The organism is Alloalcanivorax venustensis ISO4 (assembly GCF_015356855.1).
Lineage (GTDB): Bacteria > Pseudomonadota > Gammaproteobacteria > Pseudomonadales > Alcanivoracaceae > Alloalcanivorax > Alloalcanivorax venustensis.
Genome location: NZ_ARXR01000007.1, coordinates 22,810 through 49,739 on the forward strand (window position 1 = coordinate 22,810; position 26,930 = coordinate 49,739).

24 protein-coding genes are annotated in these 26,930 nt (G+C 64.7%); 8 read left to right on the forward strand and 16 right to left on the reverse strand.

Translation table 11 applies throughout. The features are described 5' to 3' along the window. The first annotated feature begins 5 nt into the window (after nucleotides 1–5). The gene (locus ISO4_RS05915; RefSeq protein WP_194855496.1) at nucleotides 6–3,470 is read left to right on the forward strand and encodes a hybrid sensor histidine kinase/response regulator; all 3,465 of its coding nucleotides are present in this window, start codon (nucleotides 6–8) and stop codon (nucleotides 3,468–3,470) included. Between the two features lie 25 nt (nucleotides 3,471–3,495). On the opposite strand, the gene ISO4_RS05920 is transcribed toward ISO4_RS05915, so the two are convergent. The 5 genes from ISO4_RS05920 to ISO4_RS05940 form a co-directional block, all read right to left on the reverse strand. After that, nucleotides 3,496–4,146: a response regulator transcription factor gene (locus ISO4_RS05920; protein ID WP_194855600.1), complete on the reverse strand. Its 651-nt coding sequence runs from the start codon at nucleotides 4,144–4,146 to the stop codon at nucleotides 3,496–3,498. Nucleotides 4,147–4,542: 396 nt separating this feature from the next. After that, complete coding sequence (locus tag ISO4_RS05925) at nucleotides 4,543–4,941, reverse strand: ectoine synthase (RefSeq protein ID WP_194855497.1); 399 nt, start codon at nucleotides 4,939–4,941, stop codon at nucleotides 4,543–4,545. 76 nt (nucleotides 4,942–5,017) lie between these two features. Further along, nucleotides 5,018–6,322 carry a diaminobutyrate--2-oxoglutarate transaminase gene (ectB, locus tag ISO4_RS05930; RefSeq protein WP_194855498.1) on the reverse strand — a complete coding sequence of 435 codons (1,305 nt, stop codon included), beginning with the start codon at nucleotides 6,320–6,322 and terminating at the stop codon, nucleotides 5,018–5,020. A gap of 33 nt (nucleotides 6,323–6,355) precedes the next feature. Next, complete coding sequence (gene ectA / locus ISO4_RS05935) at nucleotides 6,356–6,901, reverse strand: diaminobutyrate acetyltransferase (RefSeq protein ID WP_142947372.1); 546 nt, start codon at nucleotides 6,899–6,901, stop codon at nucleotides 6,356–6,358. Between the two features lie 4 nt (nucleotides 6,902–6,905). Next, nucleotides 6,906–7,445: a MarR family winged helix-turn-helix transcriptional regulator gene (locus tag ISO4_RS05940; RefSeq protein WP_142947371.1), complete on the reverse strand. Its 540-nt coding sequence runs from the start codon at nucleotides 7,443–7,445 to the stop codon at nucleotides 6,906–6,908. 272 nt (nucleotides 7,446–7,717) lie between these two features. On the opposite strand from ISO4_RS05940, the gene ISO4_RS05945 reads away from it, so the two are divergent. Beyond that, nucleotides 7,718–8,311 (forward strand): TRAP transporter small permease, encoded by a 594-nt coding sequence (locus tag ISO4_RS05945; RefSeq protein WP_142947370.1) that lies wholly within the window; start codon nucleotides 7,718–7,720, stop codon nucleotides 8,309–8,311. A 33-nt stretch (nucleotides 8,312–8,344) separates the two neighbouring features. Beyond that, nucleotides 8,345–9,628 (forward strand): TRAP transporter large permease, encoded by a 1,284-nt coding sequence (locus tag ISO4_RS05950; protein ID WP_194855499.1) that lies wholly within the window; start codon nucleotides 8,345–8,347, stop codon nucleotides 9,626–9,628. 34 nt (nucleotides 9,629–9,662) lie between these two features. Here ISO4_RS05950 and dctP read toward each other — a convergent pair whose 3' ends face one another. Next, nucleotides 9,663–10,679: a TRAP transporter substrate-binding protein DctP gene (gene dctP, locus ISO4_RS05955; protein WP_323745342.1), complete on the reverse strand. Its 1,017-nt coding sequence runs from the start codon at nucleotides 10,677–10,679 to the stop codon at nucleotides 9,663–9,665. A gap of 249 nt (nucleotides 10,680–10,928) precedes the next feature. On the opposite strand from dctP, the gene ISO4_RS05960 reads away from it, so the two are divergent. Beyond that, nucleotides 10,929–11,786 (forward strand): tetratricopeptide repeat protein, encoded by an 858-nt coding sequence (locus ISO4_RS05960; RefSeq protein ID WP_194855501.1) that lies wholly within the window; start codon nucleotides 10,929–10,931, stop codon nucleotides 11,784–11,786. A gap of 193 nt (nucleotides 11,787–11,979) precedes the next feature. Continuing rightward, nucleotides 11,980–12,942, forward strand: coding sequence for a GTP cyclohydrolase FolE2 (gene folE2 / locus ISO4_RS05965; RefSeq protein WP_142947366.1), 963 nt, complete (start codon nucleotides 11,980–11,982; stop codon nucleotides 12,940–12,942). A 95-nt stretch (nucleotides 12,943–13,037) separates the two neighbouring features. On the opposite strand, the gene ISO4_RS05970 is transcribed toward folE2, so the two are convergent. From ISO4_RS05970 to yidD, 5 genes are all read right to left on the reverse strand, one after another. After that, the gene (locus ISO4_RS05970; RefSeq protein ID WP_194855502.1) at nucleotides 13,038–13,568 is read right to left on the reverse strand and encodes an outer membrane beta-barrel protein; all 531 of its coding nucleotides are present in this window, start codon (nucleotides 13,566–13,568) and stop codon (nucleotides 13,038–13,040) included. 120 nt (nucleotides 13,569–13,688) lie between these two features. Beyond that, complete coding sequence (locus tag ISO4_RS05975; protein WP_194855503.1) at nucleotides 13,689–14,990, reverse strand: hypothetical protein; 1,302 nt, start codon at nucleotides 14,988–14,990, stop codon at nucleotides 13,689–13,691. A 40-nt stretch (nucleotides 14,991–15,030) separates the two neighbouring features. After that, nucleotides 15,031–17,109: a TonB-dependent receptor domain-containing protein gene (locus ISO4_RS05980; RefSeq protein WP_194855504.1), complete on the reverse strand. Its 2,079-nt coding sequence runs from the start codon at nucleotides 17,107–17,109 to the stop codon at nucleotides 15,031–15,033. A gap of 80 nt (nucleotides 17,110–17,189) precedes the next feature. Next, complete coding sequence (locus ISO4_RS05985) at nucleotides 17,190–17,498, reverse strand: hypothetical protein (RefSeq protein WP_194855505.1); 309 nt, start codon at nucleotides 17,496–17,498, stop codon at nucleotides 17,190–17,192. Next, nucleotides 17,491–17,727 (reverse strand): membrane protein insertion efficiency factor YidD, encoded by a 237-nt coding sequence (gene yidD, locus ISO4_RS05990; RefSeq protein WP_194855506.1) that lies wholly within the window; start codon nucleotides 17,725–17,727, stop codon nucleotides 17,491–17,493. Before yidD ends, ISO4_RS05985 begins: the two co-directional genes overlap by 8 nt. 170 nt (nucleotides 17,728–17,897) lie before the next feature. Here yidD and ISO4_RS05995 point away from each other — a divergent pair, with 170 nt between their 5' ends. Further along, on the forward strand, nucleotides 17,898–18,572 hold the full coding sequence (locus ISO4_RS05995; protein WP_255442127.1) for an START domain-containing protein: 675 nt from the start codon (nucleotides 17,898–17,900) through the stop codon (nucleotides 18,570–18,572). A 15-nt stretch (nucleotides 18,573–18,587) separates the two neighbouring features. On the opposite strand, the gene cysS is transcribed toward ISO4_RS05995, so the two are convergent. From cysS to thrS, 3 genes are read right to left on the reverse strand one after another with little or no spacing between them, the layout of a single operon-like run. Further along, nucleotides 18,588–19,970: a cysteine--tRNA ligase gene (gene cysS / locus ISO4_RS06000; RefSeq protein WP_142947360.1), complete on the reverse strand. Its 1,383-nt coding sequence runs from the start codon at nucleotides 19,968–19,970 to the stop codon at nucleotides 18,588–18,590. Between the two features lie 9 nt (nucleotides 19,971–19,979). Continuing rightward, nucleotides 19,980–20,408 (reverse strand): phosphoribosyl-AMP cyclohydrolase, encoded by a 429-nt coding sequence (hisI, locus tag ISO4_RS06005; protein ID WP_142947359.1) that lies wholly within the window; start codon nucleotides 20,406–20,408, stop codon nucleotides 19,980–19,982. Nucleotides 20,409–20,417: 9 nt separating this feature from the next. Then, complete coding sequence (gene thrS, locus ISO4_RS06010) at nucleotides 20,418–22,334, reverse strand: threonine--tRNA ligase (RefSeq protein WP_194855507.1); 1,917 nt, start codon at nucleotides 22,332–22,334, stop codon at nucleotides 20,418–20,420. A 158-nt stretch (nucleotides 22,335–22,492) separates the two neighbouring features. Between thrS and ISO4_RS06015 the strand changes: the two genes are divergently transcribed. Beyond that, a complete protein-coding gene (locus ISO4_RS06015; protein ID WP_194855508.1) occupies nucleotides 22,493–24,067 on the forward strand; it encodes an HD-GYP domain-containing protein in 1,575 nt (524 codons plus the stop codon). A 15-nt stretch (nucleotides 24,068–24,082) separates the two neighbouring features. Here ISO4_RS06015 and ISO4_RS06020 read toward each other — a convergent pair whose 3' ends face one another. Both ISO4_RS06020 and ISO4_RS06025 read right to left on the reverse strand, forming a co-directional pair. After that, entirely contained in the window at nucleotides 24,083–25,306 is a 1,224-nt protein-coding gene (locus ISO4_RS06020) for a GGDEF domain-containing protein (protein WP_142947356.1), read from the reverse strand. A gap of 150 nt (nucleotides 25,307–25,456) precedes the next feature. Next, nucleotides 25,457–25,711, reverse strand: coding sequence for an Arc family DNA-binding protein (locus ISO4_RS06025; protein WP_323745343.1), 255 nt, complete (start codon nucleotides 25,709–25,711; stop codon nucleotides 25,457–25,459). Between the two features lie 194 nt (nucleotides 25,712–25,905). Here ISO4_RS06025 and ISO4_RS06030 point away from each other — a divergent pair, with 194 nt between their 5' ends. Next, nucleotides 25,906–26,856: a LysR family transcriptional regulator gene (locus ISO4_RS06030; RefSeq protein WP_194855510.1), complete on the forward strand. Its 951-nt coding sequence runs from the start codon at nucleotides 25,906–25,908 to the stop codon at nucleotides 26,854–26,856. Nucleotides 26,857–26,930 lie beyond the last annotated feature (74 nt).

A 26,930-nucleotide genomic window follows, 5' to 3' on the forward strand; every position in this document is an offset into this window, starting at 1 on the left:
CTCTCTTGTTTAGTCTCTGGCAGCTGGGTGTGTTCGCCCTGCTGTATGTGATGGTGCTGTTCGTGATCGCCTGGTGGGGGGACCGCGCCGAGCGGCGCGGCCTGCGGGTGGTCAATAACGCCTGGACCTACAGCCTGGGCCTGGGCGTGTACTGCACCTCCTGGACCTTTTACGGCGCCGTGGGCGAGGCCAGCGGCAACGGCTGGACCTACCTGCCCATTTATCTCGGCCCGATCCTCACCATGCTGCTGGGCGGCGAGTTGATTTATAAGCTGGTGTCGGTGGGCAAGCAGCACCACATCACTTCGATCGCCGACTTCATGGCCGCCCGCTACGGCAAGTCCCGGCAGCTGGCGGTGCTGGTGACCCTGGTGGCGGTGGTCGGCGTGCTGCCCTACATCGCCTTGCAGCTCAAGGCGGTGACCCTGTCCTTCGAGCATGTGGTCGGCCCCCAGGTGGCGCCGTCGCCGGACATCGCCCTGGTGGTGGCCACCCTGATGGCGATCTTCACGCTGCTGTTCGGCACCCGCCATATCGACGCCACCGAGCACCAGTCCGGGCTGATGCTGGCGGTGAGCTTTGAATCCTTCATCAAGCTGGTGGCGTTCGTGATCATCGGCCTGTTCTGCCTGTTCGCGATCTTCGACGGCCCGGTGGATATGTGGCAGCGGGTCCGTGACGTGCCGGCAATACGGTCGGTGTTCGAGCCGGCCCTGTTTTCGCAGAGCTTCGTCACCGCGCTGCTGCTGTCGATGCTGGCGATCATCTGCCTGCCCCGCCAGTTCCATGCCGGCGTGGTGGAAAACAACGACCTGCAGCACCTGCGCACCGCCCGCTGGGTGCTGCCCACCTACCTGGGCCTGTTCGCGCTGTTCGTGCTGCCGATCGTGGCCGCCGGCATGATCACCCAGCCCGGCTCCACGCAGCCGGATATGTACATGCTGTCGCTGCCCATGGCGGCCGACAATCAGGGGCTGCTGCTGTTGTCGTTCATCGGCGGCATCGCGGCGGCCACCGGCATGGTGATCGTGTCCACCATGGCGCTGGCGATCATGCTCACCAACGAGGTGCTGATGCCCGCCTGGGTGCAGTACCGGATCCAGGGCGACGAGGAACTCTCGGACCTGAGTAACCAGGTGCGTCTGCTCAGACGGCTGAGCATTGTGGTGATGCTGGCGCTGGCGTTCCTGTTCCATATTCTGATCGACCGTTTTGAAGGGCTGGCGCGCATCGGCCTGCTGTCGTTCGCGGCGGTGGCGCAGCTGGCGCCGGCGCTGTTGGGCGGGCTTTACTGGCGGCGCGGCCACCAGAGCGGCGCCTTTGTCGGCCTGGCGGTGGGCTTTCTGGTGTGGGGCTACTGTCTGCTGTTGCCGTTGATGCTGCCGGTGGAGTGGGTGGATTACCTCAACCGGGCCGGTCTGCTGGGGCTGGGCATACTGCGGCCCAATGCGCTGTTCGCCATCGAGGGGCTGGAGCCGCTCACCCACGGTGTGTTCTGGAGCCTGAGCCTTAATCTGCTGGCCTATGTGTGGCTGTCCCGCCGCGCCACCCAGGCGCCGCTGGACGACACCCAGGCCACCCGCTTCGTGGACACCCCCACCGACTGGTGGCGCGAGGGCATGGGCCACCCGCTGATCACCACCGGCGAGCTGCTGCAGGTGTGTGAGCGGGGCCTGGGCCACCCGCGCGCGCGGGGGCTGTTCTTTGATTATCTGCAGCGCCGCCAGATATCGGAGGACCCGGCGCTGCCGGCGCCGCTGCATCTGGTGCGCTACGTGGAGCGTTTGCTGGCCGGCGCCATGGGCGCGTCCACCGCCCGCATTGTGATGGGCTCGCTGCTCAGCAAGCAGAACGTGCGCCGCGACGACATGGTGCGGATCATGGATGAGGCCTCGCAGCTGATCCAGTTCAACCACCAGCTGCTGCGCACCACCATCGAGACCATCAGCCAGGGCATTTGCGTGGTCGACCGGGATCTTAATATCGTCGCCTGGAACCAGGCCTACGTGAATCTGTTCGATTACCCGGAAGGCTTTATCCGGTTGGGACGGCCCATCGAGGAAGTCTACCGGCACAATGCGGAACGCGGCTTTTACGCCAGCGACGATCTCGAGCAGGACGTGAAAAAGCGGGTGCAGTTGCTGCGCGAGGGCAGCGCCCACCGCTTCGAGCGGGAGCTGCCCAACGGCGTGATCGTGGAGGTGCGCGGCAACCCCATGGAGGGCGGCGGTTTCGTCAGCACCTACATGGACATCACCGAACGCAAGCGCGACGAAATCGCCCTGCGCCAGATCAACGAGAACCTGGAGCAGATGGTCTCCGAGCGCACCCGGCGGCTCTCGGAACTGAATAGCCAGCTGGAGCAGGCCAACGAGGGCAAGACCCGCTTCCTGGCCGCCGCCGGCCACGACCTGATGCAACCGTTGAACGCCGCGCAGCTGTTTGCCTCGTCCCTGTCCCAGCGCCTGGCGCGCAAGGACGAGGCGTTCGGCTATGAGCGGGAAGTGTTGGGGCATATCGACAGCTCGCTGCGTGCCGCCGAGCAGATTATTTCCGCGCTGCTGGAGATCAGCCGCCTGGACACCGGCACCATGCAGGCGCACCCGCGCACCGTGGCGGTGCGCCCGCTGATGCAGCAACTGGGGCAGGAGTTCAGTGTGCTGGCGCGGGCGGAGGGGCTCACCCTGCGCACCGTGTTCAGTGATCTGCAGGTGCGCACCGACGAGGCGCTGCTGCGCCGGGTGCTGCAGAATCTGCTCTCCAATGCGGTGCGTTACACCGAGCGCGGCCGGGTGCTTTTCGGCTGCCGCCGTCGCGGCGACACGCTCTCCATTGAGATCTGGGACACCGGCCCGGGGATTCCGGACGACCAGCAGGCGCGCGTGTTCCATGAGTTCCAGCGCCTGCCGCAACTGGGGCGCCGACAGATCAAGGGGCTCGGTCTGGGGCTGGCGATCGCCGACCGTATCTGCCGGCTGCTGGAGCACCGCATCAGTGTGCGCTCCTGGCCCGGGCGCGGCACCGTGTTCGCCGTTTCCGTGCCGCTGGTGGTGGGCGAACCGGAGGTGGCGTCCCCGCCGGAACCGGCGGTGTCCGATCAGCGCGACGTGGCCGGGTTGCGGGTGTTCTGTGTGGATAACGATCCGGCGTTGCTGGCCAGCCTGGAGGCGCTGCTGCGCGCCCTGGGTTGTGACCCGATCGTCGCCCGCTCCCGCGCCGACGCCCTGGAGGAAGCCCGGGGCCGGCCGGCGCCGGACCTGTTGCTGGTGGATTATCAGCTCGACGACGGCGAGACCGGCTTTCAGGTGATCGATGCGCTGGACGGCTGCTGGGAGGATGTGGTGCCGGCGATGCTGATCACCGCCGACCGCCGCGCCGAGGTGCGCGTGCGGGCCCGTGAGCAGGGCGTGGGCTTTCTGCAGAAACCGGTCAGCGAGGCCGCGTTGCTGGAGGTGCTGCGCGCGCTCTAGGCGCGGCGCTTCAGGTGCGCGGGGTTCAGGCCAGGCCGGGTGGCTCGATGGCCAGATCCTTCAGGGCCAGCACCGCCTGGGTACGGTTGCGGACGCCCAGCTTGCGGAAGATGGCGGTCATGTGGGCTTTGACGGTGGCTTCGGACACGTCCAGTTGATAGGCGATCACCTTGTTCTGCAGCCCCTCCATGAGCATGCCCATGACCCGGAACTGCTGCGGCGTCAGGCTGGTGATGCGCTCGCGCATGGCGGCGAAGTCGGGCAGATCCGGCGGCAGCGGGCGGCGTGCCTTCTCCGGCACCCAGCGTTCGCCTTCCATCACTTTCAGCACCGCCTGGGTCATCGCTTCCACCGAGGCCGACTTGGGAATAAAACCGTCGGCGCCGAACTGCAGCGCCCGCTGGATCACTTCCAGCTCCTCGTTGGCGGAGATCACCACCAGCGGCACCCGCCGGTACAGCTCGCGCAGATAGATCAGCCCGGAAAAGCCGTGGGTCCCCGGCATGTGCAGGTCCAGCAGAATCAGGTCAAAGGGGACCTGGTCGTCGCCCAGCTTTTCCAGCGAGGCCAGGGAATCGGCCTCCTGGATACGGGCGTCCTTGAAGCTCACTTCCACGGCCTGACGCAGAGCGGCGCGGAACAGCGGATGGTCGTCGGCGATCAGTATTCTCATTATTAGGACCTGTTTTATCTCCGGACGATACAATACTAGCGTCTAAGTGGCGCCAGCGCGCCCCGCCGTGCGAGGAATCAGAAATAAAAAAGAGGGGCCGCCGCCTGGCAGCCGAGGTAAAGACGTGGACAATCAGAATCAGCTTGATGGTCAAGCGGACGCCCGGCGCGGTTGGCGCGGGCGTCCAGGGTCCTGCGGAAACTCTCCCAAGCCGTTTGTTCGGGGTTCGATTTATTGTTATCCGGCTGTCGGCGGGTCTGGCCCGCACTTGATATGCCCGGTACCTTGCCCGCTTCCGGAGCGCCGTGGAATTAGACTTTTGTCGAGTCCCGGGGCGCAGGCCAAAAAAAACGGAACCCTGGGGTTCCGTTCTCTTCGCTTGGCTGGCAGGCGCCGCTGTCAGTCAAGATCGGCCGGGTAGACGCCGTTCTCGTCGTGCACTTCCTTGCCGCTGAGGGGCGGGGTGAAGGCGCACGCCACCACCATGTCCTCGTTCTCGCCACCATAGAGGTAGTGCTCGTCGTGCTGGTCGAGCAGATAAATGGTGCCTGGCGTCAGCTCGTGCACGTCGCCGCTTTCCACCATCTCGATCTTGCCCTTGCCGGAAATCACGTAAACGGATTCCCAGTGGTTGGCGTATTTGATGTGGGTCTTGGTGCCTTTAAAGATGGTGGTGATATTGAAGGAATGCCCCATCTTGTCTTCTTTCAGGGACAGGCGAACGGACTGCCAATTGCCGTTTTCCGCGACCACGCGACGGTCGGTTTTCTCGGCTTCCGCCAGAGTGCGAACGATCATCTACACCTCCAAAAACAAAAAAGGAAAAAAACAGGGAAGCCCGGCCGCGCGAAGCGGCCGGGAGGTCGGGAAGGGTTCAGCCCGCCAGGCTGGAAACGGAATTGGCGTCGCCGCGCTTGATGCGGTCTTTCATGACTTCTTCGACGCTTTCCTTGAGCACGTCCATGGCGTGGTTGATCTCGTCCTCGGTCACGGTCAGCGGACACAGGGTCTTGATCACCTGGTCGTCGGCGCCGGAGGTTTCGATCACCAGCTTGCGCTTGAACGCGGCCTTGGTGATTTCCTCGGCCAGTTCGCCGTCACGGCAGACCAGGCCCTGCATCATGCCGCGGCCGTTCAGGTAGAACCAGTGATCGTCGAAGCCGGACGCGATATCGCGGAACCGGTCGGTGATCAGGTCACCCTTCTTCTGCACTTCCTTGGCGAAGGTATCGTCGCTCCAGAAGTGTTCCAGCGCCTTGGCGGCGGTGGCGAAGGCCAGGTTGTGGCCGCGGAAGGTGCCGTTGTGCTCACCGGGTTTCCACTGGTCCAGCTCCGGCTTCAGCAGCACCACCGCCAGGGGCAGGCCATAGCCGCTCAGCGACTTGGACAGGGTGATGATGTCCGGCTTGATGCCGACATTGTCGAAGCTGAAGAAGGTGCCGGTACGACCACAGCCGGCCTGGATGTCGTCCAGGATCAGCAGCATGTCGTGCTTGCGGCAGACGCGCTCCAGGTTGCGCAGCCAGTCGAAGCTGGCCGCGTTGATGCCGCCTTCGCCCTGTACGGTTTCCACGATCACGGCGGCCGGATGGTCGACGCCGCTTGATGAATCCAGCAGCACCTTGTCCAGGTACTCGGTGGTGTCGAAGGCGTCGCCCAGGTAGCCGTCGTACGGCATCACGCTGACGCCGCCCATGGTGACGCCGGCGGCGCCACGGTGGTGGCTGTTACCGGTGGTGGACAGCGCGCCCAGGGTCACACCGTGGAAGCCGTTGGTGAAGCTGATGATGTTTTCGCGGCCCTTGATGTTACGGGCGATCTTCAGTGCCGCTTCCACCGCGTTGGTGCCGGTGGGACCGGGGAACTGGACCACGTGGTCCATATCGCGCGGCTTCAGCACATAGTCTTCCAGCGCTTGCAGAAAGTCACGCTTGGCCACGGTGTGCATGTCCAGGCCGTGCACGATGGAATCGTTCTCGATGTAGTCGAGCAGGACTTTTTTCAGAACCGGATTGTTGTGGCCGTAGTTCAGCGTGCCCGCGCCGGCCAGAAAATCCAGGTACTCCTGGCCGTCCTCGTCGTACAGATAGCTGCCCTTGGCTTTCTGGAACACCACCGGGAAGCTGCGTGCGTAGCTTTGAACTTCGGACTCAATGCTGTCAAAAATATCCGTATCCATGGTTCTCTCTACCTCGCTGTGTCTCAATTCGTTTTAGGCGTCGTCGCGGTTGAACGGCCCGATGCGCAGCAAATGTTCATCATTGTGCTCGCCGGCGAAATGGATGCGTGAATCGAAGAGGATGAACTCTTCGGTGGGCATCCGGCGCTCGTAGGCGAAGCTGCGGAACATACCCCAGGACGCTTCGTTGTCCGGGGTGATGGTGGTCTCGATGAACTGAACGTTTTCCGCTTCGTCGCGCTTGATCAGTTCCGCCAGCATGCGCTTGGCGAGACCCTTGCCGCGTGCCTTGCCGTGCACCGCCACCTGCCACACGAACAGCGTGTTCTGCTGCTTGGGCGGGATGTACCCGGAGATGAAGCCCACCAGATCGCCATCCATTTCCGCGGCCACCGAAGTGTCCGCGAAGTGCGTGCACTGCAGCAGATTGCAGTACACGGAGTTTTCATCCAGCGGCTTACATTCCGCGATCAGCTTGTGCACCCGCGGGCCGTCCGGGCTCTCGGGCTTGCGAAAAATGATGTCGTCTTTTGTGTCAGCGGAGGATGAATCCGCCTTTTTCGGTTCGTCTGCAGGCATGATGTCACTTCTGGTCGGTTTCAAAAGATGGGTTGATCCGAGGCCGTCGGCGCTGGCCGTCGGCGGCGGGTTGGGTGCGGTCAATGGCACCCAGATCCAATACCGGCGAAGCGTCAATGTCACCGGCGTTCATCATCGCCGCCACCCGCTGCAGGGAGCTGAGTATCAGCGACTGTTCCCAATTCTCGAGATGCGAAAAGCGGGACATGAATTCATCTTGAAGCGGAGTCGGCGCCCGCTCCATGATGTCGCGGCCAGCGTCGGTCAAATAAGCATAAACCCGGCGTTTGTCACGTTCACCCCTTTTACGCTCGATCAGGCCACGTTTTTCGAGCCGATCAAGGATGGTGGTGACGGTGGCCTGGCTGACGGACACCTCCGTTGCGATATCGCCCATGGTCATTTCGCCGTGGGAGGCGGTGGCCTGGAGAATCAGTAACTGCGGCGCGGTGAGGCCGGCCACCTTGCTCAGCTTGCGCGAGTAAAGGTCCGTGGCGCGGATAATCTGGCGTAGGGCAATCAACACTTCGTCGTGTCTGGCCATGGTCGTTAATTCTCTGGATAACAAACCAATGTGACCGTGAGGAGACAAGGTCATTTTGACGTGAAAGCAGGTTGTGTCACGGTTTTCGTCACGTGAGTCCAGCGCATGACCGGGATATTCCTGGCAATAAGTGGTAGGCTATTTTAGAGATATAATATTTAGATGTCAAAACAGTTGCCGGTGAGGCTGGGGACCCTGGCATTGCCGTAGTGCGCGTTATAAGCGGCTTTGGCAGCGTTGATGATAGGTAAACCTTGTGGTTGTATAGTTTGATGAAGTTCGCGATTAAGGGAGTGCTTGCCGCCCTCGCCGTGCTTGACCGTGCTATCGGAGTTATCGAACGTCTGATTATCGGCGGCACCATGCTCGCCATGGCGCTACTGATGAGCGCTCACGTGGTCGGCCAGTTATTGTTCGATCGGGGGATCCCCGGCACCTACGAAGTCACCGAAATGTTGATCGTGGTGATGACCTTCGTGGGGGTCAGTTATGCCGCCCGTCACGCCCGTCATATCCGTATGTCCGCACTCTATGAACAGCTCCACGGCGGCGCCCGCAAGGCCCTTCTGATGTTGATCTGCGTCGGCACCGCAACCCTGATGTTCTATTTCGCCTGGAAGTCCGGTCAGTACGTGATCGACGTTCACGACCGTGGCCGGGTCAGTTCCGCTCTGGGCTTGCCGATGTGGATCGTCTACCAGGCCCTGCCCGCTGGCTTTGCGCTCGCCGGAATCCAGTACCTGCTGACCCTGATCCGCAACGCCCTGTCTCCCGGTATCTGGCGGTCGTTCAACGAAGAAGAAACCTATTCCGATGTGCCGGTGCACGGCGGCGAAGCGGGAGGGCACCATGACGACCGTGTCTGATTCGCAGCACCGGTTGGGCGAGAAGGCGACGCTATGCTGATCGTGCTCGCGCTGATTATGTTGGTCCTGCTGCTGCTGGGTTATCCCATGATGGTGCCGCTGGCGGTGGGGACCTTGTTCATGATGTTCACCGGGATGACTTTCTTCGGGCCCGACCAGGCGGTGACCTGGATGGTCACCGGCGTCGGCAGCTGGGTGCTGGCGGCGGTGCCCATGTTCATTTTCGCCGCCGACATTCTCACCAAGGGGCACACCGCCAATCGTCTGCTGGATTTGGTGGATGCCTTTAGTCGGCACTGGCGCGGCGGGTTGCCGATCACCACGGCGGCGGCCTGTGCCATGTTCGGCGCCGTCTCCGGCTCGACCCAGGCCACCGTGGTGGCCATGGGTGGCCCCATGCGCCCGCGCCTGCTGGCCAAGGGCTACCCGGACAGTTTCGCGCTGGCGCTGATCATCAACGCCAGCGATATCGCCCTGCTGATCCCGCCGAGCATCGGTTTCATCGTGTATGGCGTGGTGATGAAGACCTCCATCGGCGACTTGTTCCTTGCCGGCATTCTGCCCGGCATTCTGATCCTGATGATGTTCGCCACCTATTGCTGGTTGGGTGCCCGTGCCAAAGGTATTGAGCCGGAGTCGCGCGCCAGTTGGCCTGATCGACTGCGGGCCCTGCGCCGGGCGATTTTGCCGCTGGGCTTTCCGGTGCTGGTGGTGGGCGGCATTTATGGCGGGCTGTTCAGCGCGGTGGAGGCGTCCGCGGTGGCGGTGGCCTACGCGCTGTTGCTGGAGGTGGTGATCTACCGCAAGGTGAGCATTCGGGATCTCGGCGGGTTGGCGCTGTCCTCGGGCATGATCACCGCGGTGGTGTTCATCCTGGTGGCCATTGGTGCTGCCTTCTCCCACACCCTGGGCACCGCCGGCGTGCCGGAGAAGCTGCTGGGCCCGGCCATCGATGCCATTGGCGACAGTCAAACGGCGGCGCTGGCGCTGATTGCGGTGGCCTTCTTTGTCGGTTGCATGTTCGTGGACCCCATCGTGGTGATTCTGATCCTGGTGCCGATTTTCAAACCACTGGTGGAATCCGCTGGCCTGGATCCGGTGCATGTGGGCGTGATTGTCACCCTGCAGGCCGCCATCGGTTCAGCGACGCCGCCGTTCGGCTGCGACATTTTCACCGCCATCGCCGTGTTCCGGCGGCCCTATTTGGAAGTGATCCGAGGGACGCCGCCGTTTATTCTGATGTTACTGCTGGCCACGGTGGTGCTGATCCTGTTCCCGCAGATTTCGTTATGGCTGCCGTCGCTGGGCAATCCCTGATTCCCTCCAGGACCAGACACCGTGGGAAGGGCGGTTATTGCTTGCCGTCGGCCTTTTTGACGGCATCGAGCAGAGTGTTCAATGATTGCTCGCCACGCTCGCCTACCTCCTCGATGTAGGTCTCGCGGACCGGCCTGGCCAGTTCGCGGAAGGCGTCGCGTTGGGCGTCGTCCAGCTCGATAATCTCGATATCGCTCTTGGATCGGATCGCTTTGAGACGCTTCTTGTTGAACCGGGTCTGGATGTCGTGGCCCTCGCGCACCAGTTTCTTGGTAACCGCGTCGATCATTGCCCGCTGATCATCGGAAAGGCCGTCGTACCAGTCCGCGTTGCCGATCAGGGTGGCCACGAACTGGGACTGACCGGCGAAGATCATGTAGTCCTGGACCTCGTAGAACCCCATTTCCTCGTGGGCGAAGATCGGCTGGATATTGCCCTCGGCCTGGCCCTGCTGGAGGGCACTGTAGAGCTCGCCATAGGCGATGGAGGTGGGCGAGGCGCCGTAGGCCCGGTAGGTGGCGCGCAGCAGGCTGTTGTCCATGACGCGGATATTCAGCCCCTTCATATCCGCGGGGGTGCGGACGGCTTTGTTCGCCGTCCACGCCTGGTTACCCTCGGGCAGCTCGGCCAGGGCGACCAGATCGCGTGCGCGGAAGGCCTGCCGCCAGGGTTCGCTCTTGAGAAAGGCATCGGAGTTGAGCACCTTGGCCGTGAGCCACTGGTCGTCGGGCATGATGTAGTTGAGATTAAGCAGCTGACTTTCGGGCACCGTGCCGCCCAGGAAGCCGGAGCCGAAGCCGAGCTGGATGGCACCGCCCTGGATGGCGTCATAGAGGGCGGAATAGGTCGACCCCCAGGTGCCGTAGGGCAGTAGTTGCACGTTGATCTCGTCGTCGCTTTTCTTCTCGACCAGTTCCTTGAAGCGTTCCGCGTAGCGATGCTGGACACTGCCTTCGATTTCTTCCAGGCCGATGCGCCAGGTTTCCGCGTTGGCGCTGGCGCTGAGCGCCATCAGGCCGAGCGCGGCGACGGCGCCCACGAGTCGATGCATTCTCATGAAACTCCTTGGTGGTGACATTGCGGATGAACTCACTACATTGCATCCGGCGGAATGTGTCAAGCGCGCCCCGGGTCGCTTTTGCGGCCTTCGGGCTGGCGCCTGACGGACCTTAATGCCACCATACTCTCCGACTTTCCTGGCCACGGCGGCCGGGGCGTGTGACGGTATGAGCGAACCATTGGCGAAGAGGACGCGGTCTTGTTCAAGCGGTGCCTGAAGGCGGGAATCTGGGTGTTGTTGATGGCTGTCGGCGCCGGGGCCGGGGCCCAGCAGGAAACTGACGACTCCCGCCCGGAAGCGCAAAGCGAGATCGAGAGGGGACCGGTGATTTCCCAGTTCCGCGAGAACTGGATTCTCGGTGAGCTGCGCAGCCTCCGTCAGGACATGATGGAGTACCGCAACGACATGAACCGGATCGTCACCGACCGGGAACTGGAAGTGGCCGACAAGGCCATGGGCTACGCCACCAACACGGTGACCTACTTCTTCTACCTGATCGCCGGCGCCGCCTCGATTCTGGCGCTGGTGGGCTGGTCGACGATTCGTGACCTCAAGGACAACATCCGCGTCTACGCCGAGAAGGAGATGTCCCGGCTCACCGTGGAGTACGAGTCGCGCCTGGCGGACCTGGAGCAGGAGCTGCGCCGCAAATCGCGCACCATCACCGAAAACCAGGAAGAGATCGAGCGCACCAACGAGATCCACAGCCTGTGGCTGAAAGCCACCAAGGAAACCAGCTACAAAGAGAAGATCGAGCTCTACGACCGGATCCTGGAGCTGCGCCCGGACGACCCGGAGGCGCTGGCCTGGAAGGCCGACGCCGCCCTGGAGCTGGGCGAGCAGCGCTGGGCCCTGAGCCTGTGCGACCGGGTGCTGGAAGTGGACGAGGACAACGCCCACGCCCTCTACCAGCGCGCCTGCGCCTGGGCCGGCCTGGGCGAGACCGAGAACGCCCTGCGCGACCTGCGCCAGGCGGTGGCCATCTCCGAGGCCCTGCGCCAGCACGCCCGCGCCGAGGAAATGTTCGTTCCGCTGCGTGAAATGGAGCGCTTCCAGGAGCTGGTGGGGCGCGCCGAGGACGATGAAACGCCCCTGTGACGGGGCCCGCCGCCGATAGGCCCGGGCTGTCGCTTTTATCGCCAATCCCGTCGTTCCGGTCTGTCTATTTGCCGGGCGGTTTCTGCTACACTCTGCGCCCCTGAGAGGTCGGGCGGCATCGCCTGGAGAATTGTCCCAGCCTTCACCGGCCAGCGGTCATGCTCCGTCCTTTGCCGTCCCAGCGGAGATTTCCATGAAGCGCGATAGCAGTTCGGAAACCACCAAGTCGATGCCCGATGTGGCGACGAACTCCATGGTGGAACACATTCACAGCACCCTGGACTGGGTGGGCATGAGCGAGATCCATCTGCCGGCCCGCATCAGCGACACCCTGGCCGGCGAACGCCCGGTGAGCACGTCCATCCAGGCCTATGTGAACCTTTCCAACCCGGACGCCAAGGGCATTCACATGTCCCGGCTTTACCTGATGCTGGAGGAAACCTTCGGCGATCACTCGGTAAGCGCCTATTCGATCCGCAAGCTGTTGCAGAATTTCCTCGACTCCCACGAGGGCCTCAGCGACCGGGGCTTCGTGCAGTTCGATTTCGAGTACTCGATGCGCCGGCCGGCGCTGAAAAGCAGCTACTCCGGCTGGAAGAGCTACCCGGTGACCATCAAGGCGACCCTGGCCCCGGACGGCATGCGCATGGAGCTGGCGGTGGAAGTGCCCTATTCCTCCACCTGCCCGTGCTCCGCGGCGCTGGCCCGGCAGCTGATCCAGGAGCAGTTCCGCAAGGACTTCGAGGGCGAAGGCTCCGTGGACATGGAGAAGGTGTTCGAGTGGCTGGGCACCGAGGAAGGCATCATGGCGACGCCGCACAGCCAGCGCTCCGTGGCCCAGGTGCGGGTATTGCTGGATACCGACTGCGACGAGGCCTTCCCGATCACCGCCCTGATCGATTCCATCGAGGGCGCGCTGAAAACGCCGGTGCAGACCGCCGTGAAGCGCGTCGACGAGCAGGAATTCGCCAAGCTCAACGGCCAGAACCTGATGTTCTGCGAGGATTCCGCGCGGCGCCTGAAGCGGGCGCTGGACGGCCAGCCCTGCTACCAGGACTTCTGGCTGCGGGTGAATCACCTGGAGAGCCTGCACGCCCACAACGCGGTGGCCATCGCCACCAAGGAAGTGGAGGGCGGCTACCTGCCGATTCCCTGACCGGGGCTCGTAAGGCCGCTACAAAAAAAGCCGCGCATAGCGCGGCTTTTTTTATGACCGCCGTCCCTGGCGGTCGCTCCTCGGGTCGCCGGCGCTCAGAAGCGGCCGTTGAGCCCCAGGGACAGGTTGGTGACTTCGTCGCCGCCACTGTCCACGGCGCGCATGTATTCCACGCTCACGAACACCACGTCGGTCAGGCTCACGTCGGCGCCCAGGCCGATGGAGAGGCCGGAGTAGTTCTCGCCGGTGGAGCCGCCGCCGGGGAAGTTCTCGGTGGTTTCCATGCGGGTCAGGCCGATCAGGCCGTAGGGGCGCACTGGCAGGGTGTTGGGGAACTGGCCACGGAAATAGGCACCGTAGTAGCGGTCGATTTCCACATCGGTGCCACGGCCCAGGTCGTCCTCATCAATACCCAGGCCCAGGCGCAGCTCGCCGCCCAGGGTTTCATTGCGGTTGATCCAGGTACCGAACTTGAACTGCAGCGCGGTGGGATCGGCGCTGCCGCCGTCGTCCGGTTCGATTTCGCTGCTGACAACGTCGATACCCGCGAAGCCGGAGGCGCCGGCGGCAATGGGCAGGAGGGTCAGGGGCAGCGCAAGGCTCGCGGCTAACAGGAAAGGCTTCATGGGTACTCCGATCATTACTGCGGATGGTTATTAGGGATGCTGTCCGTGAACGCATTGTAGTGAAAAGAAGCGCGCAAGGCGACGCGCAAGGCCCCGGCCGGACGGCCGGGGCGGAGGGCGTTAATGGTCGTGATCGTGATCGTCGTGGCCGTCATGGTCGTGCGCCTCGCCGACGCCGGTCCAGGCCAGGCCGGTGGGCGGGAATGCCAGGGGCACCGCTTCCAGGCTCAGCGCTTCCAGGTCGATGATGTGGATCGCCGGCGCCGCTGGGTCACTGACGAAGGCCTGATCGCCGGCGGCGCTCACCGCCAGTGCCGGTGCCGGGCCGCTGGCGGGCACGCTGTCGAGCACCGCGATACTGCCGCGGTGGCTCCAGTCGCTGCTCTCCAGCACGTGCAGATCGCCGTTGCTGTCGAGAACCAGCAGGTGCTCGCCGTGGCCGTCAAAGCCCCGTGCCAGCGCCGAGACCGGGTCGCCGTCACCGTCCACGGCGCCGTCGCGCCAGTCCACCTGCGTGGCGGTGCCGGCTTCCGGGTCCAGCGCGTAGAGGTTGCCGCCGGGGTAGGAGAACGCGGCGAACTCCGCCACATCGGGGTGGCCCACCACCGTGGCCAGGCGCTCCGCCACCGCGATCTTGGCGTCGTCGAAATGGTCGCCGTGCAGTTCGGCCACCAGCGCGCCGTCGTCGCAGCCGAACACCGAGAAGGTGCCGTTGGATGCGCCGCCGTGCAGGCCCGGGCAGGCCGTGGCCAGCTCGCCTTCATTGTGGAAGTGGTCGCCGTGCAGCTCGAACACGCTGATGCCGTCCGGCGCGTCGCCGCTGGCGGCGGCGTGGCTGGCCAGCACCACACCGTCGAGGGGCTCGGCGATGCCGTGATGGGCGGTGTCCAGGGTCTGATGGGCCAGGGTGCCGCCGCTTTCCAGACTCTCATCGCTGAACAGATGGAACTGGCTCAGGGCGGCGCTGGCGCTGTCGCCGTCGAAGAACAGGGCGGCCTGCTCGCCGTGGTGGCGGTAGTGGGTGGGCCGCACGCCGGACAGGGTAAACGGCAGCATCGCCGGATCGCCCTCGTCGACATGGTCGTCATGGCGGTAGACGCCGCCGTCCAGGAATTCCACCTGATCGTTGTCGCGCTGCACGATCACCGCGTAGCGGTGCTCCGGGCTGCTGTGGACCGCCGTGGCGGGATGCACCAGGGCGAAATCCGCCAGGGTGGAGCGGCTCTCCAGGTCGTGCACATAGACCCGTGAATTAGAGCCGTCGGCGTGGGTGAACACCAGCCGGCCGGCGCTTTCCGCGCCGTGGTCGTGTTCGTCTTCGCCGCCGGGCAGCGGGGTGCTGCCGGTGTCGTTGTTGCAGGCGGCAAGCAATACCGACGCGGCCAGCAGGGCGGCGCCGGTGGGGGAAAATGAGCGTTTCATCGTGCTCTCTCCAATGTCTTTTTGCTGTGGATGTTCCGCGTCAAAAGGTCAGGCGCACGCCGGCGGTCAGGTTGCGACCGGGTTCCGGTACCGTGCGCGCCAAAAACGACGCGTGGTTCCACACTTCCTCGCCGAGCAGATTGCTGGCGCGCAGGAAGGCGCTGTACTGGGGGCTGCCGGTGAAGGTGTAGCTCACCGTGGCATTGAGCATGTCGTGGCCCGGCGTGCGGGTTTCGAAGCCGGCGATGCGGTCCTGGGCGAACACCCGGTAGAACTCCAGCTCCGCGTCGAAGGCGCGCCAGTAGGTGTTCAGGCGCGCGCCCAGCCGCTGTGCCGGGATGCGCGGCAGCTCATTGCCGTTGTCCTCGAATTGCGCGTACACCGTGTCGCCGAAGGCGGTGGTGGAGAAGCGGTCGGTCCACTGGTAGGTGGCTTCCGCTTCCGCGCCGGTGAACTCCACGTCTTCCTGGCTGTACTTGATCAGGCGGAATTCCTCGATCTGATCCAGGGTGCGGGCGTAGATGTAGTCCTGAACCCGGTTGTGGAACACGCCGAGGTCGAAGGTCAGATCGCCCTGCACCTTGCGCAGATTGAGGCCCACGTTGTGGGACGTCTCCGTTTCCAGGTCGGCGTCGTTGGCGGCGCCGCCGCAGGTGAAGGTGTCGGAAAGCAGCCCGCACTCATAGGTGTTGGTGGCCAGATGCACGCCGCGCGCGTAGACCTCCTGGGTTTGCGGCAAACGCTGGGAGCGCGCCACCGACAGCGACACGTTGTAATCCGGGCGGAACGCCCAGGTCAGCGCGCTGGAGATCGAGGTGGCGGAATCGCTCACCGAAGGCAGCGGGCGCTGAGCGTCATCGGGGTCCAGGTCCTGGTGCTCGTAGCGGGCCCCGGCCTCCAGCTGCCACTGGTCGTTGAAGCGGTAGCGCTCCACCGCGAACAGGGCCGCCACCCGGGTATCGGTTTTCGGCAACAGCCCCTCTTCGCCGGTGGTCTCGATCTGGCCGTCGGTGAACTGGGTGCCCACCGTGCCGCGCCAGCCGAGGATCGGCGCGTGCTCCGCCTCCACGCGGGTGTCCACGCCCCGGTGGCGGAAGCTGGTGCCGATTTCGCCTTCCTCGATCTCATGGTGACGGTAATCCGTGTGGCTGGCGCGCAGGCGCACCGCTTCCACGCCGTCGAACGGCTGGCGGTATTCACCGCGCAGGTCCACGCGGCGGCTGTCCAGGTCCACGAACGGCGCTTCCTCTTCGCCGTGCTCGTGCTCATGGCCCTCTTCCGCGCAATCCAGGCTGGCGCCGTTGCTGGTGCAGCCCTCGAACTCGTGGCTGTGGCCGGGCAGGCCGTAGAGGTCGCCGCGGTAGGAGTAGGCGATGCCCAGATAGCCCCGGTCACCGATCCATGAGAGCCCGACGCTGGCGTTGTTGCTTTCCGCCCAGGTGCCGTCGATCTCCTGCTCGGTGAAGCCGTTCACCTCGTAGTTATCGGCGTCGCGGCGGGCGCCTTCCACATGGATGGCGATGTTGTCGCCGGCGCGGGTGGTGAGACCCACGGCGCCGGCCTGTTCGTCGGCCACGGTGTTGCCCCGGGCGGAGACGAAGCCTTCCACCGGCCGGTCCGGCATGCGCGTGGGGATCTTGTTGTCGAGCACGTTGACCACGCCGCCGATGGCGCCGCCGCCATACAGCAGGGTGGACGGGCCGCGCAGCACTTCCACTTTGCGCGACAGCATGGGTTCCACGGTGGTGGCGTGGTCCGGCGAAATCGCCGACATATCGAACAGCTGCGCGCCGTCGGACAGCACGCTGACACGCGGCGCGGCCTGGCCGCGGATCACCGGCCGGCCGGAGCCGCCGCCGTAGGTGTCGGCGTGCACGCCGGGCAGGCCATCCAGGGTATCGCCCAGGGTGGCTTCGCTTTGCTGGAACAGCAGCTGGTCTTCAAGCAGGTCGAAAGAGGCCGGCGTCAGATTGGCGTCGCTGCCCAGCGGCAGGGCGGACACTTCCACGGCGTCCAGCCGGCCGCCGGTGTCGGTGGACGCGGGCTCGGCGGCCGGCGCCACGGACCAGACCATGGCGGCCACGGTGGCGGCCGCCATGGGGGGCGTAAAGCGTTTCATGTTGTCTCCTGAATACAACCACGGGCCACCGTGGCGCTGTGCCACGGTCGGGCCCTGTAAGGGAAGTCAGTGCTTGGCGTTCAGGAGAAGCGGGGTGGCGCGCGCGCCGGATGGATTTTGGTCGGGGTCACCGCCACCGGGCGACTGACGTCGGCCGGCGGCGTGGTGGTGTCGGGAAGAACCGGTGGCGGCGTGAACAGGGCGGGCACGCCCACCAGGCCATGGCCCTGCACGCACAGGTCGCAGTCGTGGGCGACGATCGCGGACTGGCCGTCGTGGCCGTCGAGAATGTGCGCCGGCGCGTGCCAGGCGAGCAGCGTCTGCGCCACCAGCAACAGGGCGACGAACAGTAACCGTCCCTGTGGGCGCGAGACGCGACGCTCACTCATGGGCGTCCCCGCAACGGTGGCCGGGCACCGGGTCGAAGCCGCCGGGGTGCCAGGGGTGGCACTTGCACAGCCGCTTCACCGCCAGACCGGAACCGCGCAGGCTGCCGTGGGCTTCCACCGCCTGACGCGCGTACTCCGAACAGGTCGGATAGAACCGGCACTGATTCCCCAGCCAGGGGCTCAGTACGGTCTGGTACACACGCAGGGCGGCCAGCAGAAGGCGTTTCACGTTGGCATCCGGTCATAACAGGGGTTGAGTCGGCTGGGCATCATAGCGGTTATCGGGCCGGTGTGACCACCGTGATGTGCAAAAGGGGCCAATCCAGCGCGGTGTGCTTGTGCGCCGGCGGCGCGGTCCCATACTGAGCGGCCTGTCTCTCACCGAACCGAGGAATCGCCGTGTTGAACCCGCTTGTGTCCCTGTGCACAGGGCTGCTACTCCTGGCCGTCAGCGTCTCCGCCGCCGCTCAATCCTGGCAACCCAACCGGGAGGCCGACGCCCGCGACCAGGTCTCCACCTGGACCCGGGATGTGCCGGACAGCCCGGTGAAGGCGTTTCGCGGCGTGGTGGAGGTGCCGCACGGGCCGGTGCCGGTGCTGGCGGCGATCACCGCCGTGGACACCTTTCCGGAGTGGATCTTCCAGGTCCAGGCCAGCGAGGCGGTGCCGGACACCGGCGGCGAGCGCACCTATATGCGCTTCAACGGCATCTGGCCGGTGTCCGACCGCGACGTGGTGCTCGACAACAGCGTCAGCCAGGCGCCGGAAAGCGGTGCCGTGACCCTGCACAGCGTCAACGCCGAGGGCGCGCGGCCGCCCAGCGACGGCTATGTGCGCATCCCGGCGCTGGATAATCGGTTCGTGGTGACGCCGCTGGCCGACGGCTGGACGCGGGTGGAATTCCGCACCTTCGTCGACCCGGGCGGCAAGGTGCCGGTGTGGCTGGCCAATCTGGTCGCCACCAAGGCGCCGCTGGTGACGCTGGAAGGGCTGCAGGCGCAGCTGGAGAAGCCGCGCTTCAAGAACGCCGGCCAGGACGACCTGCCGGCGGTCTTCGACGGGATTCGTTTCTAGGGTCGCGCCGTCTGCTCAGCCGCGCGTCCAGCGGGTGCCTTCGCGGGTGTCCTCGAGCTGGATGCCGGCGTCCTTGAGCTGGTCGCGGATTTCGTCCGCGCGGGCGAAGTTCTTGTCTTTCTTGGCCTGGGTGCGTTCCGCCACCAGGCCGTCGATGGTGGCGTTGTCGAGGCCGTCGTCGCCGGCTTTCTTGTCCTGGAACCAGGCGCTGGGATCGGCCTCGAGCAGACCGAGCAGCTGCGCGGCGGCCTGCAGTTCCGCTTTGAGCGTCGGTTTTTCTTCCAGCGCCGCCTTGTTGAGGCGCGCCGCGACGGCGTGCAGGGCGCTGATCGCCTCGGAGGTGTTCAGGTCGTCGAGCAGCGCGGTGAGCACCGGGTGATCCTCGGGCAGCCGGAAGTCCGGGTCGGCGTGCACGGTTTCGCCACGGCCGAGCAGGGCGTAATAGAGTGAATCCAGGCTGCTTTCCGCCTGCTCCAGCAGTTCGGCGGAAAAGTTGAGCGGCGACCGGTAGTGGCTGGACAGCAGCGCGAAGCGCAGCACCTCGCCGGGAAACTTCTCCAGCAGGTCCCGCACCAGACGGAAGTTGCCCAGGGATTTGGACATCTTCTCGCCGTCGATATTGATGTAGCCGTTGTGCATCCAGTAGCGCACGTATTCGGTGCCGTGGGCGCAGCAGCCCTGGGCGATTTCGTTCTCGTGGTGCGGGAAGATCAGATCCTGGCCGCCGCCGTGAATATCGATCACATCGCCCAGATGCTTGTGGATCATCGCCGAGCACTCGATGTGCCAGCCCGGCCGGCCGCGGCCCCAGGGCGATTCCCAGCCGGGCTGGTCGTCGCTGCTGGGTTTCCACAGCACGAAATCGCCGGGGTGGCGCTTGTAGTCCGCCACTTCCACCCGGGCGCCGGCGCGCATGTCTTCCAGATTGCGGCCGGACAGCTTGCCGTAGTCGGGCATCGACTCCACCGCGAACAGCACATGGCCGTCCGCTTCATAGGCGTGGCCCTTGGCGATCAGGGTTTCGATCATGGCGGTCATCTCGCCGATATGATCGGTGGCCTTGGGCACGATGTCCGGCTGCAGGGTATTGAGCGCCGCCATGTCCTCGCGGAAGGCGTCGGTGAAGCGCTCGGTGAGCGCGGTCATCGGCTCGCCGGTTTCCGCGCAGGCGGTGATGATCTTGTCGTCGATGTCGGTGATATTGCGGGCGTAGACCACCTTCGGATACAGCCGGGAGAGCAGCCGGTAGAGCACGTCGAACACCACCACCGGCCGCGCGTTGCCGATGTGCACGTAGTTATAGACCGTCGGGCCGCACACATAGAGGGTTACCCGTTGCGGGTCGAGCGGCTGGAACGCGTCCTTGTGGCCGGTGAGGGTGTTATGCAGTGTCAGCATGCTGGTCCGTCAGTGGTCATAAAGGTCCTTGGGATCGACAAGCGGTGACTTATCGATGCGCGCGGTGTCGTTGTCCAGTTTCCAGAAGAAGCAATCACGCCGCCCGGTGTGGCAGGCCGCGCCGGTCTGCTCGACGCTGGCCAGCAGCACGTCGCCGTCGCAGTCCACCCGCAGTGCCTTGAGGGTCTGCGTCTGGCCGGAGGATTCCCCCTTGCGCCACAGCGTCTTGCGCGAGCGGGAGTAGTAACACACTTGCCCGGTGGCCAGGGTTTCCTCGATCGCCGCCCGGTTCATCCAGGCGAACATCAACACCTCGCCGGTGTCGTGCTGCTGCGCGATCACCGGCACCAGGCCGGCGTCGTTGAACGCCAGGTTGTCCAGCGCCTCGCTGAGCGGGACGCTGAAGCCTTCCGGTTGTTGTTCGTTGTCCTTGAACATGGGCGTCCCTCAGATCGGCGCGCGGGTTTCCTGAAACAGCTGCTCCACGGCGTCTTCAAGGCCCAGCTCTTGGGTCTCCTTGGAGCCCAGGCTGCGGATCGCCACCTTGCGTTCTTCCGCTTCCTTTTCGCCCACCACCCAGATGCGGGCGGTCTTGGCCTTGGAGTGCTCGCGAACCTTGAAACCGATTTTTTCGTTGCGGGTATCCAGCTCCGCCGGGATGCCCTTGGCTTTGAGCAGCGCCACCGCCTCGGCGGCGTAGTCGTCCACCGCGTTGGTGATGGTCGCCACCACCACCGGGCTGGGTGACATCCACAGCGGCAAATGGCCGGCGGTGGACTCGATCAGAATACCCAGGAAGCGTTCCAGCGAACCGAGCACTGCCCGGTGCAGCATCACCGGCCGCTGGCGGGAGCCGTCCTCGGCCACGTATTCCGCGTCCAGCCGCTCGGGCAGCACGAAATCCACCTGCAGGGTGCCGCACTGCCAGTCCCGGCCGATGGCGTCGCGCAGCACGAACTCCAGTTTGGGGCCGTAGAAGGCACCCTCGCCCGGGTTCAGCTCGCATTCCAGGCCCAGGGATTCCACCGCGCCGCGCAGCGCCGCTTCGGCCTTGTCCCAGGTCGCGTCGGAGCCGGCACGCTTCTCCGGCCGGTCGGAGAACTTGATGCGGAACTCCTCGAAGCCGAAGTCCTTGTACACCTCGCGCAGCATCTCGATAAAGCCGGCGGTTTCCGGATTGATCTGCTCTTCGGTGCAGAAAATATGGGCGTCGTCCTGGCTGAACGAACGGGCGCGCATCAGGCCGTGCAGCGCGCCGTGGGCTTCGTTGCGGAACAGCGCGGTGAACTCGCCCATGCGGATCGGCAGGTCGCGGTAGCTCTTGATGCCCTGGTTGAAGATCTGCACGTGGCCGGGGCAGTTCATCGGCTTGATCGCCATTTCCCGGTCGTCGTGGGTGCAGACCGTGAACATGTCGTCGCCGTACTTGTCCCAATGCCCGGATTTTTCCCACAGGATGCGGTCCATCAACTGTGGCGTGGCGACCTCTTCATAGTCGTACTTGACCATCTTGTCGCGGATGTAATTTTCCAGGTTCTTGCGCAGACGCCAGCCCTTGGGGTGCCAGAACATGCTGCCCACCGCTTCCTGCTGGATATGGAACAGGCCCATTTCCCGCGCCAGCTTGCGGTGGTCGCGCTTCTCCGCTTCCTCAAGCTGCTTGAGGTAGGCGTTGAGTTCCTTCTTGTCGCGCCAGGCGGTGCCGTAGATGCGCTGCAACTGAGCGTTTTCGGCATTGCCGCGCCAGTAGGCGCCGGCCACCTTCATCAGTTTGAAGCCGTCGCCGAGCTTGCTGGTGGCGGGCAGGTGCGGGCCGCGGCACAGGTCGATGAAATCGCCCTGGCGGTACAAGGACACCTCTTGGCCGGCGGGCAGGTCGCGGATGATCTCGGCCTTGAAGTCCTCGCCCTGCTTGAGGAAGAAAGAGACCGCTTCGTCGCGGTCCCAGACTTCACGGCGGATATCCTCGTTACGGCGTACGATTTCCTGCATGCGCTTTTCGATCGCGCCCAGGTCATCCGGGGTAAAGGGCGCTTCCCGGTAAAAGTCGTAGTAAAAGCCGTTTTCGATGGTCGGACCGATGGTCACCTGGGTGTCGGGGAACAGTTCCTGCACCGCTTCGGCCATCACATGGGCGGCGTCGTGGCGAATCAGTTCCAGAGCGTCTTCGTGCTCACGGGTGATGATTTCCACCTCCGTGCCGTCGGTGAGCGGCAGGTACACGTCCGTGAGACGACCGTCGGCTTTCGCCGCCAGGGCCTGTTTGGCGAGTTTCTTGCTGATCCGTCCGGCGATCTCCAGGGCGGAGGCCGGCTGATCAAACTCCATAGTTGCCCCGTCGGGCAGTCGATAGCTCACGCTCATGGGTGACACGGAATCCGAGTAATGGGTTGGCTGGGGGAAAAACCCCCATTAGAACCGGGGAATGGTAGGCAATCGCCTTCTCACGTTCAAGCAAGGTTCCTTTACGCTGGCGACAGCCTGTGCCTATGCTTATCCCGTCGAACCGACAGGGAAACCGAATGAACAAGTTGCAGCGGGTGCCGGACCCCCATCTTCCGCCTCTGTTACGGGTGGCCCGGCAGATCAATGAGCAGCGCGATCTGGCGCCCCTGATCGAGGCCGTGCTCGAAGAGGCGCAGGTGCTGGCCGGCGCCGAAGCCGGCGTGCTCTGGCTGTACCGTGAAGAGGGCGACGCCGAATGGCTGGACTGCGCCCGGCACTGCAGCAACGGCCCGGACGGCGCGCCGGTGTGCGCCCTGGAAGGCCCCCGCCTGCCCCTGGACGACGAGCACGCCCACCGGCCGGCGGTGCGCGTGGCGCGCTCCGGGCAGCCGCTGCATCTCACCGGGGCGGACCGCTTCCACGCGCAGGACCTGGCGCTGTTGGTGCCGCTGCTGGTCCGGCAGGTCGATTCCCTGCTGCTGGTGCCGATGCGCAACCACGAAGGGGTGGTGGTGGGCGTGCTGCAACTGGTGAACCCCCATCCGGACGGGGTGCCGCACGGCGACGCCGTCCCCGCCCCGGCGCTGGCGTTGCTCGAAGCGCTGGCCGGCTACGCCGGCATCGCCCTTAACAACCTGCTGCTGGTTCAGGAGCTCAAGGATCTGCTCGACGCCTTCGTCAAGGTGATCGCCCGCGCCATCGACGCCAAGAGTTCGCACACCAGCGCGCACTGCGAGCGCGTGCCCCTGCTTACCGAGCTGCTGGCGCGCGCCGCCTGTGACGACCAGACCCGCTTCGCCGACTTCGAACTCGACGAAGACGGCTGGTACGAGTTGAGCGTGGCCGCCTGGCTGCACGACTGCGGCAAACTGGCGACGCCGGATTCGGTGCTGGATAAATCCACCAAGCTGCACAGCCTGCACGACCGCATCGAAATGGTGGCGGCCCGCTTCGCGGTGCTGCGCAGTGAAGCGGAACGCCGCTACGAAAGGGACGCGCTCACCGAGCCGGCCCGCGAGCCGGAATTCCGCGAGCGCATGGAAGAGGCGGTGCAGACCCTCAGCGATGACCTCACCTTTCTGGAGCGTATCAATAAAGGCGGCGAATCCATGGCCCCGGAGGACCAGGCGAGGGTGCGGCGTATCGCCGAAACCGTGTGGATCGACGCCCACGGCCAGCGCCGGCCGCTGTTATCCGAGGACGAGGTCAACAACCTCTGCATTCCGCGCGGCACCCTCACCGAAGAGGAGCGCCGCATTATCAACGGGCACATGGACATTACCCTGGAGATGCTCGAATCCCTGCCGTTCCCGCGCAAGCTGCGCCGGGTGCCGGAATACGCCGGCGGCCACCATGAGCGTATGGACGGGCGCGGCTTCCCGCGCGGGCTGACCCGCGAACAGATGTCGGTGCCGGCGCGGATCATGGCGATCGCCGATGTGTTCGAGGCGCTGACCTCCCGCGAGCGACCCTACAAGGAGCCGCTCAAACTGTCCGAGGCGCTCGGCATCATGCAGCGCATGCGCGACAACCAGCACCTGGACCCGGACCTGTACCGCTTGTTTCTGGACGCCGGCGTGTGGCGCGATTACGCGCGCACCGCCCTGGATCCGGAGCAACTGGACGTGGACGACCCCTCGCCCTACTACTAGGCCGGCGCCTTGCCGTCAGAGGGTGACCACGCGGCCCTGGTCGCTCATGTAGGCCACCCGGTTGCGGCCCGCGCCCTTGGCCTGATAAAGCGCTTCGTCGGCGCACTTGATCAGATTGGTGGCGTCGTTGTCGCAGTTGCCGGCGCTGGCGACGCCGACGCTGATGGTCACCACCTGGCTGATCCGGGAACCGGTGTGCGGCAGGCCCAGCTGTTCGATGCGGGTGCGCATGCGTTCCGCGAACACCAGGGCGTCCTTGAGGCTGGTATCCACCAGCACCACCACGAACTCCTCGCCGCCGTAACGGGCCACGAAATCCTTGCTGTTCTGGGCCATGGAGCGGGGGATCGAGGCCACGGTTTTCAGGCAGTCGTCGCCGGCCAGGTGCCCGTAGGTGTCGTTGTACTGCTTGAAGAAATCGATATCGAACAGCACCAGGGTAATGCGCTCGGAGACGCCGCCGCGGCCGAAGCCGTGCAGTACCTCGTCGAGCCGGTTTTCCATGCCGCGGCGGTTGAGGCAGCCGGTGAGACCGTCCACGGTGGCCTGGTTCTCAAGGATGCGGTTGGCGGAATGCAGCTCGTCGCGGTGCTGGAAGAGCACGTTCTCGGACAGGAAGTGCTGGCGCAGCAGGCGCTCGTAGATGTACTGGCCAAACAGACTCATGCTGGCGCTGGCCACCGACAGCAGCAGCAACACCAGCGACAGGTCCCGGTCCACGCGGTCGCTGCCGAACAGCGTCAGAACCAGAATGCCGAGCATCGCCAGGCTGCTGACGGCGGCCAGATGGAAGGGCACGCGCAACACCACACAGGCCATCAGTATCGCCAGCGGGGTTTGCAGGAACAGCCCGAACGCCATGGCGTGGTCCACGTTAAGGCCCATCCAGTTGCCGGTCAGCGCCACCGCGAACGCCACGGCCAGGCTGGACACATGCAGCCAGCGGCGCCAGTCCGCCCGGCGCGCGATCAGGGCGGTGGCCACGATCAGCATCACGCACAACAACCGCGGGCGCCAGGTCACCGCGGCGGCCTCCGGCGAAATGGTGTATTCCACGATCAGGGCAAGAATCAGCAGCGCCACCAGGCTGGCCGCCGCCCAGGGTGTCACGCTGGCCACGCTGCCGCGGAAATAATCCGCGAAATCACGCTCCAGCGGGGCGGGCAAACGCAGGTGCCAGGGCAGCCTGATGTCGTTGCCGTTGGGTAAGGTACTCGTCCGTTGAGGTTCGTTTTTCAACTGCTTTTATCCCCCTGATACCGCCGGCGTGATCAACTCACCTGCCGGTCGACATCGCAACCATCGGGTCATCGCATAATAAGTTTAGAGTAATGACACTTGACTCTCTAAACCATCGGGCGCCGAACGCGCCGTCGCTATGGTCAGTTTTCAGACAGTCGGCCGGCTGCCGTCCAGCAGCGCGATCAGCGCGCGTCGCTTGGCGGCGGGCAGGCGGCGGAAGTGGTCAAGCAGGAAACGCTCTTCGTCCCCCGCCGGCACCGCGGGCTCGTCGCCGGGCAGCTGATCCGGCCAGTTATCCATGCTGTGCCTGAGTCGCGCGACGATCTCCGCATTCATGCTGCGGTGACTCACGCCGGCCGCCTGGGCGACCCAGTCCCGCATACCGAGAGGAAAGCGAACCACGAACTTCTCGGACCGGGTACGTTCCGCCTGTTTCATAGTGCGTACTACACCCTGGGAAAAACATCACGATACGCATTTTTTTGCTTTAAATCGATACGTCTGTCCCAGTGGACGCCCAGAAAGCGACACGGTTAACATCTTGCACCGGTTTGGTATACCCTTCGTTTTTATGTTCTGCTCCGGGCATTCACGCCATGAATATTGCCAGCGCCGATCTCAACCTGCTCAAGTACCTGGACGTGCTGTTGCGCGAGAAGAACGTAACCCGCGCCGCCGAGCAGCTGGGCATCACCCAGCCGGCGATGAGCAACTGCCTCAAGCGCCTGCGTCACATGTTCGGCGACCCGCTGCTGATCCGCACCAGCGAGGGCATGACCGCCACCGACCGGGCGCTGGAACTGCAGCCGCTGGTCCGTCAGCTGATCAGTCAGGCGGAGTCCCTGTTCACGCCCGAGGATGTGTTCCGGCCGGCGGAAAGCCGCCGCGTGTTCCGCATTATGACCAGTGATTACGCTGAAGGTACCTTAGTACCTCATATTGTGCGTCGATTGCGTGAAGAGGCCCCCAACGTGGTGCTGGACTTTCTCACCCCCTCCGACGTGAGCTATCCGGACATGGAGCAGGGCCGGGTCGATATGGCGGTGAACCGGTTCAACGAGATCCCCGGTTCGTTCCACCAGGTGACCCTGTGGCGGGATTCGTTTTCCTGCCTGCTCAACCGCGACAACCCCATCGCCCGGCGCTTTGACCTCAACAGCTACCTGTCCGCCCAGCACATCTGGGTGTCGAAAACCGGTTTCGGCGTGGGCTTCGGCATGAACCCGGAAAAACTCGGCGGCCTGGGCTGGATCGATCACGCCCTGCAGCGCATCGGCCGCACCCGCAAGATCAGCATTTTCACCCGCCACTACCAGATGCCGGCCCTGCTGGCGATGAACAACGACCTGGTCGCCACCCTGCCCAGCCGGGTGGCGCGCATGCAGGCCCAGAACGCCCGCCTGGTGATCAAGGCGCCGCCGTTCGAAATCCCCGAGTTCGAGCTGAAAATGGCCTGGTCGCCCCTGCTGCACCACAACACCGCCCACCGCTGGCTGCGCCGCCTGATCCAGGAAGAAGCGGAGCAGATCCTCGCGGAAGACCCATGAGAGCAGTTAATGGTTAATAGTTAACAGTTAATAGTTGCGCGGGAGGGCGTGTTGCGGGCTGATGGGGGAGGGGC